Below are 23078 nucleotides of genomic sequence, written 5' to 3'. Positions count from 1 at the left end.
CTATTTTACAAGTTCATTCTTTATCGTATCTAATATTAATAATCTTCCTACTGGGTTATATGGTTGACTGAAATATGGACTGTTGTTTAAGAATGTAACATTTCCGTCTTTTACAGCATCTATTTCATTCCATACAGAGTTATTTTCTAATTCAGCTTTATCAGATTCACTTCCTATAAGTACTATATTATCAGCATCTATTTCATCTAAACCTTCAAGAGTAACTTTAGGTAATTCTATAGAATCTTGTGCTGGTATTTTTTCTGGTTGCTTAAGATCCATATCTTCACTTAACACTGTTCCCATTCCTCCGCTAGTAAATACAAAGAATTGTCCATTTGCTAAGTCTGTTGATATTGCTACATATGATTCATCTTCACCATTTGCAGCTTTTATCTCTTTACCAACTTCTTTAGCTTTTGCATAGTATGTATCTAACCATTTTTGAGCTTCATCTTCTTTGTCAAATATGTCAGCTACATCCATTAATTTTCCTTCCCAGTCATTATACTCGTCATCTAACATAACTACTGGTGCTATCTCTTTTAATTGATCATATATCTTTTCTTGTCTTGGAGCCATTATTATTAAATCTGGGTTTAATCCAAGTATTGCTTCTATATCTGCAGTATCTTCCATCGCATGTCCTACTACTTTAGTATTTCCTAATTTGTCTTCCATATATGCTGGTACTGAATCTGGCTTATATGAGTCAACATTTGAAGTTCCTACTGGAGTATATCCTAATAATACTAATTCTTCACTGTTTCCTGATATATCTACTATTCTTTGTGGATTAGCTGGTATTTCAACTTCTCCTTTAACTGTTTCTACTATTCTTGTTTCTGATTTATTACTCCCTTCATTGTTATTAGTTCCCGAACAACCAGTAACTATTCCAAGAGTAGCTATTGTTAAACTTAACGCAACAAATACTTTTAATTTTCTCATATCTCTCCTCCTATTGATTTTTTAATTCGTATATTATTAATAATCATTATCACTTATTTTATATTTTTATTATATCATATAGTTTTCTATCGTCAATATAAATTAGTAGAAAATATTATAAATTATCTACATATTTTATAAATAATATTATATCTACTATATTTTATATACCCTTTAACTAACTAATAAAACTTTTATTTATAATTTCTAATAACAATAAAAAATTCGCTATGCTTGATCAACGTGTTGGCGAAACATTTCATGTCGCCAACGATATATCCTAGCTACCGCTATGGATACATCCGTTGCTCAAAATGTCATTTTTACATTTATAAAGTTAGTGATCTTGCTTATGTTAATAGGTTATCCACAAAAAATTTTATATCATAATTTTCTTGTACGTAAAAAAGCTCTTGATATAATTTCAAGAACTTTTCTATCTATATCTATATTATTTAATTATATGATTTATTAATATAAGCTAGTAATGTAAGATTTATACTTTAAGTTCTAATAATAATCAATAACTCCACATGCCCATCTCGTACCTGAATTTCCTGCTGGTTGTGAAGTAAAATCATCATATCCTGAGTGAATTATAAAAGATTTACCTATAACTTCATCTACAGTAAATCTATTAGTAAATGTTGAAAGGATTCCTATACCATTAGCAGATAAAATTGGTGGTAAATCACCTGCATGCATAGGATGTTCTACATTATTAGGATTATAATGAGATTTTGCAGCAGTAAACGGCTCATTATCATTACCAATAGAACAATCTCCAACTTCATGAATATGAAATCCATGAAAAGAACTAGCTTGATTGTTTACATTAGGGATACCTGTTATATATACCTTTATATATACTCCTTCACCTAATTGGTATAAATATATAGTTCCTCTTATACAAGGTGCTAAAGGTCCACCTTTTATTTGAGCATACGCATTTGGTCTAGATGGGTCATATCCAGAAAATATCTTTTGAATATCATATTTGGGACAAGATATATCCATAATATACCTCCTAATAATATAATCAGTTATCACGATACATATTATGCTTTATCCTTATTTTATGTTAATATTGTCTCTTTACATTTTATTATTAGGCTATGTTTTAAATGAGTGTTGGAAATGATACAATATAATTAACTTCGCAATTGTTATATATTCTGAACTAAAAGGATAGGAGCATCTGCTCATATTTTTTTATACAGTATATATTATATATAATTAGATATAAGTTTAAAAATAAGTTAGTAGATGTTGGTATAGTTGAAGATATAAAAAATATTTTAAATAAAGTTAGCAAAATAAAATAAGCTAAAAATAAAAGAGCGTAGATTTTGTCTACGCTCTTTTATTATATTAAGCAGCTTTATCTATATCGTTATCAGAGTTAGCATACTTTTTAGTCATATAAGAATAAACAGGTAAACCTATAAGAGTTACGATAACTCCTCCTAAAGACATCATTGTACTCTTAGCACCAGCGAAGAATAATTGGTTTAATACAACGAATAATCCACTAAATATAGCTATTAATGGAACTATAGGATATAAAGGTACCTTGTATGGTCTGTTTAAGTTTGGATGAGTTTTTCTAAGTTTCATAACACCTATGAATGTTAAAACATAGAAAGACCAAACAGCGAACATTGATAAATCACTTAATAAGTTAAATTGTCCTGATAATGCATATAAAGCTGATAATACAGCCATTAATAATGTTGCGTTAGCTGGAACATCATTTTTATTTAATTTACCAAATGATACTGGTATAGATTTTTGTTGTCCTAATGTATAAATTATTCTTGGTCCAGTTAATAGGTATCCATTTATACATCCGAATACAGATATTAATATACCAACAGTTATTATTTTACCACCTATTGGTCCGAATAATTCAGTTGCAACTGCTGAAGCAGGAGAAGCATATTGAGCTAATTCATTAGCTGGTAATACCCAAAGGTAAGCTAAGTTTATAACTACATATACAGCCATAACTAAAGATAAACCACCAACAATTGCTTTTGGTAAATCTTTTCCTGGATCCTTCATTTCACCAGCTAAAGTACCAACGTTTATCCATCCATCGTAAGCAAATAATATAGCAACTAATAATTGTCCTATTACTCCTGTTGGGCTTATACCTTCTGCAACTAAAGGTTGTACTATAGGATTATCTCCTCCACCTTTTATAAATCCGAATACTATTATTAATACAAGAGGAATTAATTTACATACAGTTGATACAGTTTGTATTGCACCACTTGTTTTAGAACCAAAAGTATTTAATATACCTATTAATAATATAACTCCTACTGTCATAGGTATTACTAAAGATTCATTACCTAATAATATAGCAGCTTGTTGACCAAACATAACTGATATAGCAGCTATTGTAGCTGGGAAGAATAATACAGATTGCATCCATCCAGTTAAGAAACCAAGTTTTTTACCGTATATTTCTTCTATATATACCATCATTCCACCTGTTTTAGGTATTGCAGCTGATACTTCTGCTGCAGTAAGTCCAGCAGTTATTGTCATGATACCTGCTAAAACCCATGCTATCATTCCAAGTCCTGGTGCTCCACCAGTTATTTCATAAACTGCTTGTGGTTTAAAAAATACTCCACCACCTATAACCATACCAACAACTGTTGATAAAGCAGCAGCAGCACCTAAGTTTTTTTGAAGTTGTTTTTTCTCCATTTGATTTTGCTCCTTTCATGCTTTTAAATTTTAATAATAATTATTATAACTACATTAATTAATATTATTTATTACATAACTTCTTTTGTAGAATTATTTTCTAAGTTTGATATTCTTTCTTTGTTTAACTTAGTCATACCTATTAGAAGCAACTATTAAGGCTTTGTAGCATACTATTATGAATGCTAATACATACCACCAAGCAACTCCATATTCAATATTATCAACTAATAATGAAGGTCCCATCATGTAAGCCAACCTGTTACAAATTTCTTGTTTTTATTTTGACTTAAAACATTCATATTATGATTTCTCTTTTTGTTGTATTAAATTTTATAATATTGATTACAAAGTTGTTATAAAGAATATAGCAAGTAATAAAAATATTAACATAAAAAATGTTGAAAGATGTAGAATTAAGAAGAATATAATTGAATAAATTGATGAAATTGAATAAAAAATTCAAAGTATAAAAAAATCAAGAGTTGTATTTGTTTATTCATACAACTCTTGATTTTTTATTGTTCAAAATTTATCTAATTTCAACATTGTGTTAAAACATAACCTAAATTTAAATATTTACTATAAGATAGTAGGAATAATCCAAATAATAATTTTTATAACATTGGTTGTTGATTATTCATTGAGTATCCATCATCTCTAACATCACTCATATCTATAGTATCTTCTTTAACTTCAACCTTGCTAAGTTTTTTAACTGCTCCATAAGGATTATTTAATGATAATTTATCTCCTCTTCCTGAAATAACCCATAAAACCTTATATCCTCTAGGTATTACCTCTAACCTATCTTCACCTTTGCCATCGGTAAAATAAACTAATAAATTAAGTTTTTTCTTATTAGCATATTCAAAAACTGGAGTAAACTTAGTACCACCTCTTATATTAATTCTTTCTTTTATATCTTTTACAGATTTAACTTTATAAGTACGTCTAATTTCATTATCACATTCTATAATAGTAATTTCATGATTATAGTTTTTTACTATGTTAAGAACTTCCTTAATAGCTTGTTTAAACTCTTCATCACTAATACTTCCACTTGTATCAAGTGCAACAGCTATTTCTGCTTTATGACCTCTAAGTTCTCCTCTTAAATCTAATCTATTTGGTTGCCTTCTATTTCTTCTTGTTATGGTTTTCTTTTTATTACTTTCAACTGTACCCATAAGTTTTTTAAGATATAAATTCCAAGGTAACTCTCCCTTACTATTTTTTAAAGCCGAAATCAAACCTCCTAAATAGTTTGGTACTTCACCTTTTTGAGATAAACTAACAAATTTCTCTGTAAATTCTTTAAGAGTTTTTTCATCTATCTCATCAGATTCTTCCCAAACATCATGAGTATGCTCTGGATTATATTCAGTTTCTATATTTTCATTTTCATGATTATCAACTTCTTCACCATTTTCATCAACTTCTTGTAAATCAAGTTCCATTTGAATCTTCTCTACATAATATTCAAAAGACTCATATGGTTCAAGTTTTAAGTTATAATTTGAGTTTAACCATTGAAGCGTTGTTGCATATGGTGGTAAATAGTTTAAATATTGATTTACTACTACATCCATTGCAATATTAATTGCCAGTGTACTATACTTATTTTTTAATTCTTTTCCTCTTAATAAATGCAGAGATAGTATATGTAGTATTTCATGCTTAATAGTACTTTCCATCTGTTTCATATCAAGACTTAAAAAGATTATTGGATTAAAATATATTACATATTTAGCACCTTTAAAGTTTACAGCAGTTGGACTACTTATATCAAATCTAATATCTCTTAAAGTCTGAAATAAAAAATAACCATAAAAGTTATCTTTATCTTCCATAAGACTTAAGTTAACTTTATCTACTAGTTTAAAAAATTCATTTTTGAAATCTTGAGGTATATCTATTTCAAATTTTTCACCTTTTTTATTTGACTTTAACATAGCATAAGTGTTTATTATCTCCTCAGCTTTATCATAAAGGTATTTAGCTTGTTTATCAAAATAACTTTCCATAGATTATCCCCTTATCATATTATAAGATTCAAAGTATAATTCTACGAATTCTTCGTTTTCTATAGCCCTTTTATATACTTCAGCATAACTACTTTTTATATCCTTCATAATTCCAACCATTAAATCTATAGGATATAATTTTAAAAACTCTATAAACCTAGTTACATAATCTGTTGAATTATTCTCATCATTTTTAATATTTAATTCTAATGTTTTTAAAATATTCATTGCTGATAAATAAAGTCTTGTGTGACTTTCACTTTTTACTTTCTCTATTATATTTGAATTTAATGTTTCACATGAAAACACATCTTCATAAGATATTAACGGACTACAATCAGACTCAACAAAACTTATAAACTCCTCTGCTATAACCTTTCCCACATTTCCTTTTATAACATTTAAAAATACTGATCTAGGTATAGATTCTTTCTGATCTTTATAAATCTTATAACTCTTTGAAACTCTTTCATAACTTCTTGGAGTTGCACGTATATCATCTTCATTTATTCTGTGTAAATATTCAGGGAATGTTGATATAAACTCTATAACCTTTTGCTCTATTCCTGCATTCATTGCCCAATCTAACCATTGTGTATAATCAGGTTCCATGTTTAACCATACAAATCTATTTTCTTGAGCTGCATCCATATCAACAACTTGATAATCAAAATCTGAACCATATTTACTTGATGGATTCATTGCTGCTAATATTTTTACATCATCATGTAACTTATATCCATTTATTTCTCTATTTAATATTAAGTTCATTAACTCCTGTTGTACTGTATGTTCACAACGGTTTATTTCATCTATAAATAAAAGAACTGTCTTTCCTTTAGCTATTTCTTCATCAATTTCTCTTAATTTATTGTGAACTGCATACACTGTGATTTTCTTTTCTAATTTTTCTCCCTTAGAGTTAGTTATTGTGTAAGATTCTATAGTTGGAAGTCCACCTATTTCACCTTCTTTAAGTAAATTTCCATCAATAACTACTAAGCTCCAATTATTATCACCTGCAAGTTTTCTTGCTAATGCTGTTTTTCCTATTCCACTTTCTCCTACTACTAGTGGTACTTCATTCGTCGATAATACTAAGTTAACGCTCTTTAATGTATCTATAAAATTCATCTGTCTATCTCCTATATCATCTTTAATTTTTCATCTACTGCTATTTTCCTTGCTTTCTTACTACCATACTTATAAATAAACATTATCTTGTCTATTTCAAAGTTTTTACTATTTCTATCTATCATACTGCAATTTAACAAGTCTCTAACATATTTTTCTTCGACTTCTTCTTTTGATAAAACTTCTTTTAACACTTCTTCCAAGTCTTCTTTTGATATTTCTCTTGCAACATATTTAATTACCAAAATATTTTCTTTTAAGAAATTTAATATTTTATCCTTATCTAAGTTATGTATAAAGCTAATTGCCGCCTCATTATTTTTAATAGCCTCAATTTCTATATTATGGCTTGGTGAATTAATATATCTTAATGCATCATAACTTATTTTTAAAGCTTCTTTTTGAGCACTTTCATAAGGATTTTTTATAAACTTGATTGAGTCATAATTTTTTCTAACAGCCAATAATTGTAGTTCTTCACTTGGATTTTTAGCATATTTTATAGCCCATCCAGCTTGATTTATAGCTAACTCAATTACTTTATCTGTCGGATTTTTTATATACTCTAATATACTCCATCCTGCATTTACAGCCTTTATCATCATTGATTCCGTAGGATTTTCTATATATCTAATAGCTCTAATATTATTATCTAATGCCAATTGCTGCATTTCTATAGTTGGATTTTCTATATACTCTAATGTTAATCCATCTTTTTTTATAGCTAATAGTTTCATTTCATCGGTTGGATTATTTATTGTTGAAATAATGCTAGGATTATTATTTATCATTTTTATGATTCTTGATTCTTCCATAGTACGCCTTTCTTTTTATGCTCATTTTTAATTTTATTTAAATATAATTATTACTTATTATAATTAATATACTTTTTTTATTAATTTAAACAGAATAATTATACCAATATATAATAAAAATCTCTAAACCCACAATAGACTTAGATAAATTCAATATAATTTACTGATAAAAAATTCGCTTCGCTTGAGCGACGTGTCGGCGAAACATTTCATGTCGCCAACGACTTCGTCCGTTGCTTGAGCCACTGCGTGGGCGAAGTATTTCAAAATCTTTTTTACGCTCAAAACCAATTTGTTGATATTACTTACATTCAGAATTTATCCACATTTTTTTAAGTATTATAATATCCTTAATCATAAAAAAAAGATATTAATTTTTCAATCAACATCTTATATCTCTTTAAATACTCTTAATAATTATTCATATTTACACTTATACATATTAACTTTCTATAGCGATATTAGAAATCTTTATTTTTTCATATAGTATTCTATACAGTCAGTATCTTCATTAATCTTTTCTTCAACTATATCAAATCCAATATTTTTATAAAAATTAACAGCTCTACTATTATCTTTGTATACAGATAATGTTAATCCATTATATATACTATCCACATATCTAATCAATTTACTACCGATACTACATCCTTGATACTTTTTATCTACAAATAAAGCTCCTATAAATTCTTTATCTATAACTGATATAAAACCTTTAATATTCCCTTTTTCTTCATAAATAAAACTATCTGCCGCAGGTATATAAACTTCTTTTACCATATCATAGTTAGACTCCCAATATTCTTTTGATATAAAATCATGAGCCTTTATAGTTGTTTCTAACCATATATTCATAACTATATCTACATCTTTATTTTCTAATTTTCTTATCATAGTATATAACCCCCTACTTATTATTAAATTTTTATTAATCACTTTATTTAGTTATATATCTAAATCACACCCAAATCCTAAGTCTATATCAAGTGTTCTTTTCCCCTCAATGTGTCTTAATATATCATACACTATAATAAAAGTCTAATTCAAAATGTCCTTTAATATCCGCATTTTGAATTAAACTTTAAAGTATAATATCTTTTTATGATTTTAAAGTTAAAAGTTAAATTTAATCTAAGTAAATCAAGTTCTCTATTATTAATAAAGCAGTACTAATATCTAGAAATTATAGTCGAATATGAATTATCTATCTAATTATTCAACTTCTCTAAATTCTTACTAAGTTCACTTTTATACTTATTTTTGATATTTTTCTAGTACTTAATTTTATAGTTACACTTATCTTCCGATTTAATCATTTTCTTATCTTGTATATAGTCTATTATAATTTCACTTATATCTATATTTACTTCACCTACAACTTCTGCTCCTTCATAACTAGGATATATAGAAGTATTAGTTGCACGATAGTTATTCATTACAACATTATAATACTTTTCTAAATCCATATCTTCACCATTTCTTTTCATAGAAACAACACGGTCTCCAAACTCTCTATTTAAATCTATTTCATAGTCAAGTCCGCCAAATGTATCATAGTTATAATGTTGAACCTTAGGTACTAAAAATGTACTATTTACAACTACTTTATTATCTTCTAAAACAAAGTAAGTAGCTGCTTTTTCAATTGCTTTTTTGATATTCTCACCTTTTACTTTAAGAATTTTTAATGTATTTGGGTAAGGATAATTTATTAATACATCTCTAATAGATACATTTTTCTTAAATCCAATTGTACTATCAAATAACGATAATGCAGAAATATCAGCATTTCCTGCTTCAAGATGTACTTCATGTAAAAAGTTTATAATCGGATGTCCATTTAATCTTGCTAAGAATATATCATCAACAATTATATCTTTATCGAAATTACCTATTTCTTGATCTAAGTATAATTGTAATTTAGCTTCTACATCATCAAATATACTTTGAAGTTCTTTATCAATTTCAACATCAATATTCTTAACTTCTACTAACTCATAGCTTATTTCTTTAGTTTCTGTATCTATAACTATTTTTGTGAAGTTTTGACCATTGTTAAGAGGTTGAGAACATATTCTATTATCTATCTTAGTAATAAATGATCTATGTTGATGACCACTTAAAACCATATCTATAGAATTGAACTTTTCTAATAATTTGCTTCCTTGATTTTCTTTTGTCAGTGCTTCAGTTGGTGTTGTGTTATCTTCTAAGCTTTTTTCAAATCCACCATGATAACATACTATTATAAAATCACATTTTTCCTTTAATTCTTCTTCATATTTTGCATATGTTTCAACAGGATCATTAAAACTTAATCCTTCTATGTTGCATGGTCTTTCCCAGTTAGGTATAAATGATGTTGTAAACCCTATACATCCAACTTTAAATCCATCAAATTCAAATATTTTATATGGTTTTGTATCAAAATCTAAACCTTCTATATTACCATTTATAATCTTATCACATACTGGAGAGTATGATTTATTTAAATAATCTAATCCATAGTTAAATTCATGATTACCTAAAACATAAGCATCATATTTTATATTTTCTAACCCTTCAATAATAGGATTTCTTTCTATATCATGCTTATATAAATAATGTGTAAGAGCAGATCCTTGAACTAAATCTCCGCAATCTATTTTTAAAGATGCATCATAATTTAACTCATCTTTTTTCATATAACTCCCTATTTTTAAAATTCCAAGGGGCTGTTCTGTTACATAGTTAGTAGGATATACATATCCATGTAAATCACTTGTTTGATAAATAACCAGTTTCATAATTTTCTCCTTTTTTCTAAAATCAAAATTTTTATATCTAAATTACTTTAGCGAAGATGATAGTATATAAGATGAGCCGACATTTAATCAACGGATATATCCGAAATACTTCACTAATACGTTGCTCAAAGTGGTATCAAGGATGTATCGTTGGCGATAATTTTTTAGCTTGGAGGGATACTTATATTATCATCGAGCATACTTACATATAAATAAAGAAGATGCCTTAAATAAAATTAAGACATCCCCTGTTTAAAATATTATTCGTATATTCCCATTAAAGTATTTCTATACGCTTCTAATTTAGATTTTACATCTGAGTTTTTATCTGCTAATATATCTTCCATTACAACTCTTGATTCATTGTAAGCACTGTCAACACCTTGAGCAACATCATTTATAAATAAATTTTTACTTGTTGCTTCTTCTAATATAGATGATACTAAACTTCCTGAATTTTTGTATTCATCAGATGATATAGCAGCGTGTGTTGCTGGTATGTATCCAGTTTCAACACCCCAAGTTATTTGATTTTCTGTTGAAGTTAAGAACTTTAAGTATTCAAATGCAGCTGTTCTTTGTTCAGCTGTTGCACTTGAGAACATATATAAATCAGTCCCTTGTTGCATAACTGACTCAGCAGGATATGGAGCAACACCTACTTCAAACTTACCATCAACACCTTGCTTAACGAATGATTCACCAGCATTTGATCCAACATACATACCTAAAGTTTCATTAGCGAATGGTCCTGATAAATACATATCTGTACCAGCTATTCTAAAGTAACCTTCTTTTATACCATCTAAGTAATAGTTAGCAGCTTCAACTGATTCTGCACTAGTTACATCTGTTTCACTATTGAAATCTACACCTTTATTTTTTAAGTAAGTAGTGTAGAAGTTATTTAAAGAGTCAAATCCAGCTCCAACTATACCTTTTTTCTCAGTTATAGTTTTTGCAACTTGAGCAAATTCTTCAAAAGTTTTAGGTACTTCTAATCCTAATTCATCAAATAATGTTTTGTTGTACCATATAACTTCTGTAGATTTATTAAAAGGCATTCCGTATATTTTTCCATCTATTTCAGAAGAAGTTCTAAATCCTTCTAATATATCATTATAGTTTTCACTACCTATAGTTTCATTTTCTATGTAAGGTTTTAAGTCAACTAATAACTCATCTTGCATTGCATTTATCATCCAGTGTGGGTATGCTTGAGTTAAAGTTGGTAAGTCTTTTGGACTTGCTAAAGTAGCAGTCATTTTTTGTTGTAAGTCATTGTAAGTTGATTGATTTTGTAAATTTACTGTTATATTTGGGTTAGCTTCCATAAACTTATCAGTTAAGTTTTCTAACGTCTTTTCTAAATCTCCACTCATTGCATGCCAGAATGATATCTCTACTGGCTCAGTTATTTCTGTTACAATTTCCTCAGATGAAGTATTATTTTTACTTCCACATCCAGTCATTAATCCAGTCATTAATACTGCAGATAATGCTAATGATGTAAGCTTTTTAAATTTCATATCTAACTCCTCCAAAATTATATTGTTTGTTTCTTTTCTGGTAATAGTACATCGCCAGACTTATTGTAAAGTCTTTCTGGATGATGTGAATGAATAGGAATTAATAACTTAGGTTTAATTAAGTCTATTATTTCAATCAAATCAAATGGATAAGCATGTCCACTACACCCTACTAAATTAAATTCAATATTATTATCTTCGAATCTTTTTACAAATGGTGCATATTTTGGATCATAATCTCCAAGTGGTGTTGCATTTGAATGAATATAAATTCCATTTTCTTTTAATCTATCAAAGTGTTCAATGGCAAGTGTATCTAATTGCCAGAAATAACTACCTTCGTCTTGTAGAAGTTTTTCAAACTCTACTTCATAATTTTTGTCTAATCCATAATCTTTGTCATCTAATTGATAATAATAAGATTGATATCCTGTTGCATGTTTTAATACATAAGAATAATATGCATCTAAAACTACAGTTCTTGGATTAGTTTTTATTATGTTTAATATTCTTTCTATATTAGATATATAGTAATTGAAAGTCATTTGTCTATTTGGATTTTCTCTTACAATATTATTTATTTTTTCTATTAAATTTGGTTCATTTTCATCTTCTGGCACACGTGCATCTTCATTTAATTCTTGGAAAGAAACTGTAACACCTTCTATTAATAAAACATCACAATTTTCACTTTCTTTACAGAAGTTTAAAGTTGCATCTTTTCTATATCCATGAAGTCTTATATCTCCTGTATATGATATAACTAAATCTGGAGTTTCTATTAGTAATCCACTTGCACCATATGCATCATGGTCAACTGGCATTACTTTAACTTTTATTTTTCCAACTTGAACTACTTCATTTTCTTTAACTCCATTTATCTCTCTTACATTAGATTCCCCTTGATTATGAAGCGGGAATAAAAAGTCGTTATTTATATTTAATGTATTAAGTAATGACTTTGTTCCCTCTAACATATATAAAGGTACTGATGGATTTAAATAGTTAATTATTTTTGAATGATCTAAATGAACATGTGATAAAAATACCGCTGTATCTTTAAATTTATCTTCTTTAGATTCATATCCCTTTAACTCTATACTTGGATCAAACATATTATCTAAGTATGGAACAAGATTCATATCTAATAAATCTTGTAAATCTTTTGGTTGATGAGGTGACGCTGGGTCATACTCACTACCAAAATCGAAGAATATACGACTATCTTCATAAGCTATTTCTATAATAGTTCCACCAATGGTTAAAATACCATTGTGGAACGTGATTTTTGTTTTTTTATCCTTTAACACCACTCTTAACAACTCCTCTTATAATTTGTTTTCTAAATATTAAATATAAAATTAATATTGGAACTATTGCTATTGTTGAAGCAGCCATTTGTAAATGAACATTTGTACCACTTTCTGTTGCAAACGCACTTAATCCATTACTTAATAATCTCATTTCCTTATTATTTGTCACAAGTATTGGCCATAAGAATGAGTTCCATCCATTTATGAAAGTTAATATACCCATTGTAAATAATGATGGTTTAGCTAATGGTATTAATATTCTTCTTATAAATTCTAAATCCCCACATCCATCTACTTTTGCAGCTTTGTAGTAAGATAAAGGTATACTTGTTAAGTAATTCTTTAAGTAGAATATATAAAATATACTTGCTAACGATGGAAGTATTAAAGCTGTATATGTATTTAATAATCCAAGATTAGCTATAGTTTGATAATTAGTAAATACAGTAACTTCGTATGGTACCATTAATAATGCTGCCATTGACATTACTAAAATATTTTTATATTTAAACTCTAATTTAACTAATGCAAAAGCTGCTAAAATAGAAGTTATTAAAGTTCCTATTGTTGATAACCCTGCTACTACTATTGTATTAAAGAAATATCTAACAAAAGGTGCTTGTTCCATTGCTAACTTAAAGTTTTCCCACTGAAATTCTTTTGGTATAAATGTCGGTGGTATACTTGTTGCCTCTTGGAATGTCATTAAACTTGATAATATCATGTATACAAAAGGAAACAGTGTAATTAAAGACATTATGACTATAAATGTTTTTGATAAAAATAAATTAACCTTTTTCATTTTTTCACCTACTTAGATATTCTTTTTAAAACATAGTTTTGAATTAATGTAAATAATAATATTAAAGCAAATAATATTACTGCAGCTGCCATACCTTGACCATAACGGTACTCAACATAGAATTTATTGAATATATAGAATACTCCAGTAGTTGCACTATTAGCTATTCCAGCTTTTCCATTAAATAATGAGAATACTTGCGCATATACTTTAAATGCATTTATAAAGTTCATCATTAATAAGAATGTTATTGTTGGAATTAACTGTGGTAAAGTTATTTTGAAAAATTGCTCCATTTTAGTTGCCCCAAACATATCAGCAACTTTATAATAACTTTCATCAATCGTTCTTAATCCTGAAAGTAATATTATTATATTAAATGCAAGACCTGACCAAATCCCAAATAAAATTAAAGTAGTCATACTCATACTTGGATCATCTAAGAAGTTTATTGGTCCCACATTTATAAAACTTAATAAATAATTTATAAAACCATAGTCTCCATTGAATAAAAATCTAAATACTATACCTACTGCTATTACACTTGTTAAATACGGTATAAAGAATATAGTTTCAAATAAGCTTTTATATTTAATTTTCTCAAAAATAGTTACTGCTATAAACATTGATATTATAAGACCTACTGGCACAACAACAAATGAGAATAATGCTGTATTTCCTATTGCATCATGAAATTTTGGGTCTTGTAATACAACTTGGAAATTTTTAAATCCATTAAATTGTAAATTATTTAATGTACCCTTTTGCATAGACATTATAAATGTTTTGATTAAAGGTAAAACATTAAATACGCCTATTATTATTAAAGCTGGTAAAAGGAATAACCATGCTTGTGGTGAATTTTCCGCTCTATATTTTAACTTTCTCATTAGTATACTCTAACTCCATTCTCTTGGAATAAATAAATTCCATTATAATCTATATCAAATCCTACATTATCTTTTTCTTTTATTCTGTCATTTACATCTACTATAGACTTTGAATTTACTCCATTAGTTTTAAAGTTTAGTATACAGTCTTTACCTATTAATTCAACAGTTTCTATTTCAACATTAAATAAAGGATTTTCACTTGTTACAAAGTACTCTGGTCTTATACCTACAACGTAGTTTTCCTCAGTTAAATCTGCTTTAAATCTGTCTTTATTTAATAAGCTTAAATCTATAGAGAAGTTTTCTCCTTTTAATACATTTCCTTCTTTTTTCATTTCATATATATTTATTATTGGATTACCCATAAATTGTGCAACAAATAAGTTTGCTGGTTCTAAGTATAGATTTTGTGGTATATCAAATTGCTGTACTATACCTTGGTTCATAAGAACTATTCTATCACTTATAGATAACGCTTCTTCTTGGTCATGAGTTACGAATATAGTTGTTATACCTATTTCTTTAACCAATCTTCTTATTTCTTCTCTTATCTTTAATCTAAGTCTTGCATCTAAGTTACTTAGTGGTTCATCTAGTAATAACACCTTTGGATTTTGAACTAATGCTCTAGTTATTGCAACCCTTTGTTGCTGTCCACCTGACATGTTCCCCGGTTTCTTATCTGCTAGTTCTTCTATACTAGTTATCTTCATGTATTTCTTAGCAATTTCCATTGCTTCATTTTTTGGCATTTTATTCTTACCAACTGTTAGAGGGAACATAATGTTTTCTAACACTGTCATGTGAGGATATAATGCATAGTTTTGGAATACAAGTCCTATATTTCTATCTTTAGGATGCTTATTTATAACTGACTCTCCATCAAATTTAATCTCTCCACTTGTAGGATCTAATAGTCCTGCTAAAAGATTAAGTATAGTTGTTTTACCACATCCACTAGGACCTAATAAGCATACTAATTCTCCTTCATTGATTTCTAAATTAATATTTTTTAAAGCTTCATAACCATTGTCATAAACTTTCTTTAGTTTTTCTATCTGTATCATATTTCACCTCTAGCATGTATTTTTTATATATACTAAATATAAGTTGGAAAATTTAACCATAAAATACTTAACATTATAGTATATCATAGTTCAATTTTTTACACCATTATCATTCTATAATATACACTATTCGACTTAATTATACAATATTATATTCTTTATAATTTTAGATTTTAATCAACAATCTAGTTTTGCTAGTTGAAATACCTCAGGTCCTAAATTCTATACAATAAGTTAACAGATATTTAACATATTTCGTACTAAAATTATATAAAAATTTATTGTATATTTAATGAATTATAATATAAAGAACTTGCCTAAAAATGATTACAATAATGGAAAAGAATTAGATGATAATACTATTCTTAAACTAGTTATGAATAATTATAGAGCTAGTGTTGCAGATGGTTACGCGTTTTACACTGAATGCAAAACTGTTCAAGAAAATTTAATGGAGATGCCTGATATAATAATAGACTACTTTAAAAATAATAAAAATGTAGCTGTTGATAAATCAAAATATATAACTGTTATAATCTAAATTTAGCTAAATATATTAAAAATCACTCTTATTACCAATAAGAGTGATTCAAACATTTAATATCTAATTAATCACATATAAATCGCATTCTGTTCTACTAAGTTATAATTTTTTATATTATGTTATACTATAAAAATAAACCATAAATTAAATGTGTATACTTGTATTATTTATTATAAATCAGTAACAATATATTAAGTATATATATTTTTTATTAAAATGAAAATTATTTCCTCTATAATTATATATATCTCAATTACAAAGGTTTATTTCCTTTATACTTTACTTTGATATATATGTCAAATATGTTTGATACTCTTCTTCTCCTTTTTTCACCTTAAATTCATCATTTTTATTTGGATAAATTTCTATAATGCCATCTTTATAAGATGATTTATCAAAGTTAATATTTATATCCATATCACTAATATCACCATATAAATAACAAACTACTTTATCATCATTCATAAATACCATTTGCTGTTCACTATGTTTATCTTTTGATATAATACTTTGCCATTTATATCCGATAGTTTCATATATTTTATCTACATCAATATTTTCATCAAATACATAAACCTTATCCCACTGAAATGGAACTACTTCACTCAAGTGTATTTCTTTATCAGTACTTTTTAAACTTGATATTTTAGATAATAATTCAACTAAATATTCATCAAATTTTATCGTATCAAATTTGGTTAATTTTGCATACTTATTTACTACCTTCCAATCACCATTTTGATTTTTTAATTCAAAAGTTATTTTAGATATAGCCTCTCCATGCTTACCTGGCTGAGTAACTATAACTTCTTCGCCTTTACTATTTTTATAATTGTGTTGTTCAAAAGTTTGATGTGTATGACCTGCAACTATAGCATCTATCCCGTCTACTTCTTGTGCTAATTCTTGTATTCTATTTCCTGGATTTTTAGGATTTTTAGGTTCTTCTCCACTATGTGCTACTGCTACTATTACATCTGTATTTTCTTCTTCTTGCATTATTTTTACCCATTTTTTAGCTTCATCTACTAAATCATTTATGTATAATTCTTCGTTATATTGTGGCATATCTTTTAATTCTCTAGATTCATCAACAGATTCACCTACTTCTTTTATAGTAAGTCCAAGTATACCTAAGTTTAAATTACCATACTCTGTTTCTATTTCCTTTATGGTATATGGCTTTACATAGTTTGTATTATCTCTTTTATAAGTATTTGCTGATAATATATCTAAATTATACTTTTCAAAGTCTGATACCATATTATCTAGATAAAATTTATCGTTTGATACAAATTCATGGTTTCCTAGAACTACCGCATCATACCCATCATCCTTCATTTCTTTCACTAATGGCATTTCTATATATTGTTCTATTCCTTGTTCTATATTATTTTGTCTATCATCAAAGTATTTCTTCATGGGTGTTCCATACACTCTACTATCAAAAAAATCTCCTGCATCTACTGCTACTGTATTTGGGTTATTTTCTTTTTCTACTTTTATATATTCAGTTATGTTGTATGGTACTTCACCATGTAAATCCGTCGTTGCCACAATATTTATTTCTGTTGTATTTGAGCTTGTACATCCTGTTGATAATATTAGTATTAAGATTAGCGCTGATACTATAATTAAAACTTTTTTATTTTTCATATTCCCCTTTACTACCTCCTTTTAAATATATTAATCAAATATTCTTTTGATACTTATATATGTCCCTCCTATTCTAGGTTCGTTATATATATATAACAATTGCGACCTTTATTATATTATAACACTAACTTAATTTACACATTTCATTTAGAATATTTTTGTAACTTTTTACTTTTTTGAATATATTGATATTACTTTAGCACACAGGTTATCCACATTTTTTTAAGTATTATAATATCCTTAAGCGTAAAAAAGATAGCAGGTGTAACCTACTATCTTTGATAAATCTATTTAGATTTTTTTCTGTTTATTGCATAGATAACTACTGCTACTGCTGCTACTATTAAAGCTATCATTCCAAATATTCCAGTATAACCTTTTTCTGGCGATGATGAATCTGATATATTATTATCGTTATATACGTCTTGTTCATTTGTATTTTCTGAGTTATCAGTGTCTACACTTGGCTTATTTGTATTTGCTGAGTTATCAGTTCCTACACCTGGTTTGTTTGTATTTGCTGAGTTATCAGTTCCTACACTTGGTTTACTTGTATTCGCTGAGTTATTAGTGTCTACACCTGGTTTATTTATATTTGCTGAGTTATCAGTTCCTACACCTGGTTTATTTGTATTTGTTGAGTTATCAGTATCTACACCTGGTTTATTTGTATCATCTCCAGGATTTTCTACTGGTTCATCTGTTACTATTTTTTTCACAGTTACTTTAATCTCTTTAGTCACACTTGCTCCCCTAGAGTCAGTAACTTTGTATACTACTTTATATATTCCAATTGTTGTTGTATTTACTGTATTTTCTATTACCTCAACTTTATTAGTTAAGTCTCCATCTTCATAGTCTTTTGCAGTTACATTTAACATTGGATTAAAATCTTCACCAACATTTATAACTACATCTTCTGCACTTATAACTGGTACTCTATTTATTAGAGTAAACTTAGGATTTACTGTTACTTTAATCTCTTTGATTACACTTGCTCCTTGTGAATCTGTAACTTTATATACAACTTTGTATATTCCATTTGTTGTTGTATCTACTGTATTTTCTATTACCTCAACTTTATTAGTTAAATCTCCATCTTCATAGTCATTTGCAGTTACATTTAACATGGGATTAAAATCTTCACCAACATTTATAACCACATCTTCTGCACTTATAACTGGTACTCTATTTATTTGTGCTTGTTTGTAAGTTACTGTTACTGTGCAAGTTGCTTGTTTATTTCCACATCTTGCTGTAATTACTGTACTTCCTACTTTTAAAGCTTTTACATTTCCATTTTCATCAACTGTAGCCACACTATTATCACTTGATTCAAATATAACTACAGGTGTTGAATTATTTTCATTATTTGTTGTACTTACTGTTGCTGTAAGTTTGAATGAATCTCCTACATTCATAAGTAATTCATTTGCATTTAATTCTAGTTTTTCAACTTTGTCATTATTTTTATACCATGAGTTTATATTAACATTTGCCGATTCATCTGTTGGCATCCAATCATAAGCATAAGCATCATTTCCATCAACAGTAGTTGCTGAATTTTTAGCAAATGCTCTAGAAATAGTATAATTCATAGCTTGGTTGTTGCTTAAAACATTTCTTGTTTCACTTAATTTAGCTCCTGGTCCATAACTTCCATATTCATAGAATCTTGATGTAGATGCAAGAGAGTCTACTCCCATATCATCCCACCCTTTAGAAGTTATATGGTCTCCCATATAGCAGTTTACATATGTAACTGCTGGAGTCATTTTTCTTGTTTGACTACTTGGTCTCCAAGGTCTACCAAGTGATACAGTATTTGCAGCTATATTATCAAGACTTATTAATCTTGAGTTCATTATTAAATATCCATAAGCATCACTATCCCAAGTATCTGCTGCTGTTACATATCCATTGTTACTTGTTGATTTTCTATTAAATGATGCTATATCACAATCATTAAATACTGCTTGTGCTCTACCAAATATGAAGTCAACATCACCCTCTATATAACATTTATAGTAATATTGTCTTGCTGGTGATGATGAACTTGCATCTGCAAGTAATGTATCTTGATTTCCTATAAATCTACAGTTTACAAATATACTTTGGTCTGCTTGGTTATTTAAAGCAACTGCTTGTTCATTATTAGCACCAGTTTCTTTAAATGCATTTTCTATTGTCAAGTTCTCTGCTGTAAATCCTACTGATTTACTTTTTACAGTAATACTTGCACTTCCTGATGTTCCATATGTTTTACCTGTTGCTGGATTTATAGTTCCATTTGCAGCATCATAAGTTAATATAGTTTTTTTACTATCTTCACCAATTAAACTCACATATGGTTTTTCTATAGTTAATTTTTCCTTATATGTTCCATTTTTAATATAAATATTTATTCTATCTTTATTGTTTTTTGGAACTGAATTTATAGCTGATGCTATAGTTTTATATGTTTTTATTCCATCAACAATTTCACCATCAACACCTGTATAATTACAATCTACAATTATATCATAGTTTGTATTTTCTAAATAAACTATATTATAAGATTTTACACTATTTTTACCATCTTCTGTAGTATGATAAATTTCTATTGTATTTCTTCCTAAGTCTAGAGTTAAATTTTTCTCAAATAATTCATCTGCTTTCTTTGCTAAGTCTTTAACTTTTAACTCTCCATTTTGAATTATACTTATATATCCATCTTTATTAGTCGAACCTTCTAATGATATTACTGAGTTAGATACTGTATCATTTGGTTCCTTTGTCATATTAAATATAGCTGCATTGTCTTCATATTGTATGTTTGAAGAATTGCTGTTATTTGGTATTGCCATAGCAACTTGTGAATCATTACCTACTCCATTTTTATTTTTAGCAGCTACTTTATAATAATACGTATCAAAGTTTACAACATCATTATCAACATAAGTAGTTTCTGGAGCATCTATCTCTGCTATAGCTGTATATTCTCCATTTTTAGATGTTGCTCTGTTTATAATATATGAAGTCGCATTTTCTACTGCATTCCATGTTAAAGTTACTTTAGAATCTGAACCTTCAGCTTTTAAATTTTCTACTGTATCTATAGGGTTCACTTTTACTTCTTCTTCTGAATTGTAGTAAACTTTACTTTCATTTTCTATTATAACATTATCAAAAGTTGCAACTGCTGGTGTTTCACTTCCACCATTACTTACAACAAATCCAACATACCAAGTATCATTAGTACTTAATACCGTTTGTGAATTTGTTAAAGTCTTATCTTCTGGGAATGTTTTATCCTCAGATATATAATATCTAAATTGACTTCCTGTATCAGTCTTTTCTCTAACTATTTTTATATATTGATTTTTTGAGTCTTTAGTAAGACCTGATATTGTTGCAGCTCCTACTCTTTCATTCGCTTTATCTCTAAATGCATATCTATATTCATTTTTACTTGGCTCAACATATACACCAAAGTAATCTGCATTATTTGTATTATTATCTTCACGAACAAATACACCTGCTTGACCATAAATTGCTTGACTCATATCAAAATCTACAAGTCTAGCCACTATAGTTGCATTTCCTTCAACTTTGTAATTAACAAATTGGTAATTATCAGTTGCTCCTGCATCCTTACCTATATACGTACCTGATCCATTAACAGTAAATTGTTTTTTATCTTTATCAAAATTCGCTAAAACATTTTCACTATTATTTCCTATAGATAAATTAGTAAATCCATTTGGTAAAATACCTTGATTATAATCAGGTAACTCAGGTATTTCTGGAAGTTCTGGTATTTCTGGTGTTTCTGGTGTTTCTGGAAGTTCTGGTGTTTCCTCATCTATTTGACTATTCGAATTAAATAGCTCACCTGTTGAATCTTCTATAATAATATTATCAAAGTCAGCTACTGCTGAATTAGCACTTCCACCATTACTTACAACAAATCCTGCATACCATGTATTACTATTACTTGATACTGTTTTTGTTTTAGTGATAGTATTCTCTTCTGGGAATGTTACATCACTAGATATAGAATATGAGAATTTACTTCCCTTTTTTACTATCTTTATATATTGATTCTTTGAACTAGATGTAAGTCCTTGTATTGATGTTGCTCCTGATCTTCCTGCTGAATTATCTCTATATGCACATCTATAAGCATCTTTAGTTGGATCTACATACACACCATAATAGTTTGCACTATCTGTATTATTATCTTCACGAATAAATACTCCTGCTTGACCTTTAGCTGCCTGACTTATATCAAAATCTAAAAGCCTAGCTATTATTGTAGCATCCCCTTCTACTTTATAGTTTACAAATTGATAACTATCTGTTTTTCCAAGATCTTTTCCTATATATTGACCTGAACCTTTGATACTCAGTACTTTATTTATCTTATCAAAGGTTGCACTTCCTGTGCCATCATTATTACCTATAGCTACACTTGTAAACCCTGGTGGCAATTCATTGCTAGTTAATGCATATACAGCATTAAAGCTTGGTACAATGTAACCTATTATCATTGTCATGATAAGTAGACAAGATACAAATTTCTTTTGTAGATCATTCCTCATATTATCGTTTTTCCTCCACTAATTATTTAATTTTAAATACAATTATATTTTCTAACACTCATAAAAACGTATATTATGTCGTATAATGTAATTGCAAAAAAGATTCTAACATATTATATTTGCCTTTTGTGTCGTTTTTTGTCGTACCCATTTATTTCCAGAAACACTGCAATTGCACTATTTTTGCTTCTTATAGCTCCTTTGCTAATATAATCTTTATTAAGGTTCTTTTAAGTGTTAATCGTTCTATAGATGAT

At 27.8% G+C, this 23078-nt stretch carries 16 protein-coding genes; 1 reads left to right on the top strand and 15 read right to left on the bottom strand.

What is annotated here, in order from left to right; genetic code table 11:
* The 13 genes from CRIB_RS01285 to CRIB_RS01225 form a co-directional block, all read right to left on the bottom strand.
* Complete coding sequence (locus CRIB_RS01285) at positions 1–951, bottom strand: iron-hydroxamate ABC transporter substrate-binding protein (RefSeq protein ID WP_180702763.1); 951 nt, start codon at positions 949–951, stop codon at positions 1–3.
* Between the two features lie 510 nt (positions 952–1461).
* Positions 1462–1968 carry a superoxide dismutase family protein gene (locus tag CRIB_RS01280; RefSeq protein ID WP_180702762.1) on the bottom strand — a complete coding sequence of 169 codons (507 nt, stop codon included), beginning with the start codon at positions 1966–1968 and terminating at the stop codon, positions 1462–1464.
* Positions 1969–2322: 354 nt separating this feature from the next.
* Positions 2323–3672 (bottom strand): APC family permease, encoded by a 1350-nt coding sequence (locus tag CRIB_RS01275; protein ID WP_180702761.1) that lies wholly within the window; start codon positions 3670–3672, stop codon positions 2323–2325.
* Between the two features lie 617 nt (positions 3673–4289).
* Positions 4290–5699, bottom strand: coding sequence for a vWA domain-containing protein (locus CRIB_RS01270; protein ID WP_180702760.1), 1410 nt, complete (start codon positions 5697–5699; stop codon positions 4290–4292).
* Positions 5700–5702: 3 nt separating this feature from the next.
* Complete coding sequence (locus CRIB_RS01265; RefSeq protein ID WP_180702759.1) at positions 5703–6833, bottom strand: ATP-binding protein; 1131 nt, start codon at positions 6831–6833, stop codon at positions 5703–5705.
* An 11-nt stretch (positions 6834–6844) separates the two neighbouring features.
* Positions 6845–7648: a hypothetical protein gene (locus CRIB_RS01260; RefSeq protein WP_180702758.1), complete on the bottom strand. Its 804-nt coding sequence runs from the start codon at positions 7646–7648 to the stop codon at positions 6845–6847.
* Positions 7649–8119: 471 nt separating this feature from the next.
* The gene (locus CRIB_RS01255; protein WP_180702757.1) at positions 8120–8542 is read right to left on the bottom strand and encodes an N-acetyltransferase; all 423 of its coding nucleotides are present in this window, start codon (positions 8540–8542) and stop codon (positions 8120–8122) included.
* Between the two features lie 377 nt (positions 8543–8919).
* On the bottom strand, positions 8920–10434 hold the full coding sequence (locus CRIB_RS01250; protein ID WP_180702756.1) for a bifunctional metallophosphatase/5'-nucleotidase: 1515 nt from the start codon (positions 10432–10434) through the stop codon (positions 8920–8922).
* A gap of 260 nt (positions 10435–10694) precedes the next feature.
* Complete coding sequence (locus tag CRIB_RS01245; protein ID WP_180702755.1) at positions 10695–11963, bottom strand: ABC transporter substrate-binding protein; 1269 nt, start codon at positions 11961–11963, stop codon at positions 10695–10697.
* Between the two features lie 17 nt (positions 11964–11980).
* Entirely contained in the window at positions 11981–13273 is a 1293-nt protein-coding gene (locus CRIB_RS01240; RefSeq protein WP_243633554.1) for an MBL fold metallo-hydrolase, read from the bottom strand.
* Positions 13260–14078, bottom strand: a complete 819-nt coding sequence (locus CRIB_RS01235; protein WP_180702753.1) for a carbohydrate ABC transporter permease — start codon at positions 14076–14078, stop codon at positions 13260–13262. Before CRIB_RS01235 ends, CRIB_RS01240 begins: the two co-directional genes overlap by 14 nt.
* Before the next feature lie 8 nt (positions 14079–14086).
* Positions 14087–14968 (bottom strand): carbohydrate ABC transporter permease, encoded by an 882-nt coding sequence (locus CRIB_RS01230; protein WP_180702752.1) that lies wholly within the window; start codon positions 14966–14968, stop codon positions 14087–14089.
* Complete coding sequence (locus tag CRIB_RS01225) at positions 14968–16038, bottom strand: ABC transporter ATP-binding protein (RefSeq protein ID WP_180702751.1); 1071 nt, start codon at positions 16036–16038, stop codon at positions 14968–14970. Before CRIB_RS01225 ends, CRIB_RS01230 begins: the two co-directional genes overlap by 1 nt.
* A gap of 292 nt (positions 16039–16330) precedes the next feature.
* Here CRIB_RS01225 and CRIB_RS01220 point away from each other — a divergent pair, with 292 nt between their 5' ends.
* Positions 16331–16579, top strand: coding sequence for a hypothetical protein (locus CRIB_RS01220; RefSeq protein WP_180702750.1), 249 nt, complete (start codon positions 16331–16333; stop codon positions 16577–16579).
* 282 nt (positions 16580–16861) lie between these two features.
* Here CRIB_RS01220 and CRIB_RS01215 read toward each other — a convergent pair whose 3' ends face one another.
* Both CRIB_RS01215 and CRIB_RS01210 read right to left on the bottom strand, forming a co-directional pair.
* Positions 16862–18238, bottom strand: coding sequence for a metallophosphoesterase (locus CRIB_RS01215; protein WP_180702749.1), 1377 nt, complete (start codon positions 18236–18238; stop codon positions 16862–16864).
* A 287-nt stretch (positions 18239–18525) separates the two neighbouring features.
* Complete coding sequence (locus CRIB_RS01210; protein ID WP_180702748.1) at positions 18526–22821, bottom strand: pectinesterase family protein; 4296 nt, start codon at positions 22819–22821, stop codon at positions 18526–18528.
* Between the last annotated feature and the right edge of the window lie 257 nt (positions 22822–23078).

The organism is Romboutsia ilealis (assembly GCF_900015215.1).
GTDB lineage: Bacteria > Bacillota > Clostridia > Peptostreptococcales > Peptostreptococcaceae > Romboutsia > Romboutsia ilealis.
The sequence above is the reverse complement of the archived record's forward strand: the minus strand, read 5'-3'. Positions and strand labels throughout refer to the sequence as shown.

Bases quoted from the DNA above. Each gene is read 5' to 3' on its own strand.
- CRIB_RS01285 (WP_180702763.1), bottom strand. From the start codon at position 951: ATGAGAAAATTAAAAGTATTTGTTGCGTTAAGTTTAACAATAGCTACT.
- CRIB_RS01280 (WP_180702762.1), bottom strand. From the start codon at position 1,968: ATGGATATATCTTGTCCCAAATATGATATTCAAAAGATATTTTCTGGA.
- CRIB_RS01275 (WP_180702761.1), bottom strand. From the start codon at position 3,672: ATGGAGAAAAAACAACTTCAAAAAAACTTAGGTGCTGCTGCTGCTTTA.
- CRIB_RS01270 (WP_180702760.1), bottom strand. From the start codon at position 5,699: ATGGAAAGTTATTTTGATAAACAAGCTAAATACCTTTATGATAAAGCT.
- CRIB_RS01265 (WP_180702759.1), bottom strand. From the start codon at position 6,833: ATGAATTTTATAGATACATTAAAGAGCGTTAACTTAGTATTATCGACG.
- CRIB_RS01260 (WP_180702758.1), bottom strand. From the start codon at position 7,648: ATGGAAGAATCAAGAATCATAAAAATGATAAATAATAATCCTAGCATT.
- CRIB_RS01255 (WP_180702757.1), bottom strand. From the start codon at position 8,542: ATGATAAGAAAATTAGAAAATAAAGATGTAGATATAGTTATGAATATA.
- CRIB_RS01250 (WP_180702756.1), bottom strand. From the start codon at position 10,434: ATGAAACTGGTTATTTATCAAACAAGTGATTTACATGGATATGTATAT.
- CRIB_RS01245 (WP_180702755.1), bottom strand. From the start codon at position 11,963: ATGAAATTTAAAAAGCTTACATCATTAGCATTATCTGCAGTATTAATG.
- CRIB_RS01235 (WP_180702753.1), bottom strand. From the start codon at position 14,078: ATGAAAAAGGTTAATTTATTTTTATCAAAAACATTTATAGTCATAATG.
- CRIB_RS01230 (WP_180702752.1), bottom strand. From the start codon at position 14,968: ATGAGAAAGTTAAAATATAGAGCGGAAAATTCACCACAAGCATGGTTA.
- CRIB_RS01225 (WP_180702751.1), bottom strand. From the start codon at position 16,038: ATGATACAGATAGAAAAACTAAAGAAAGTTTATGACAATGGTTATGAA.
- CRIB_RS01220 (WP_180702750.1), top strand. From the start codon at position 16,331: ATGAATTATAATATAAAGAACTTGCCTAAAAATGATTACAATAATGGA.
- CRIB_RS01215 (WP_180702749.1), bottom strand. From the start codon at position 18,238: ATGAAAAATAAAAAAGTTTTAATTATAGTATCAGCGCTAATCTTAATA.
- CRIB_RS01210 (WP_180702748.1), bottom strand. From the start codon at position 22,821: ATGAGGAATGATCTACAAAAGAAATTTGTATCTTGTCTACTTATCATG.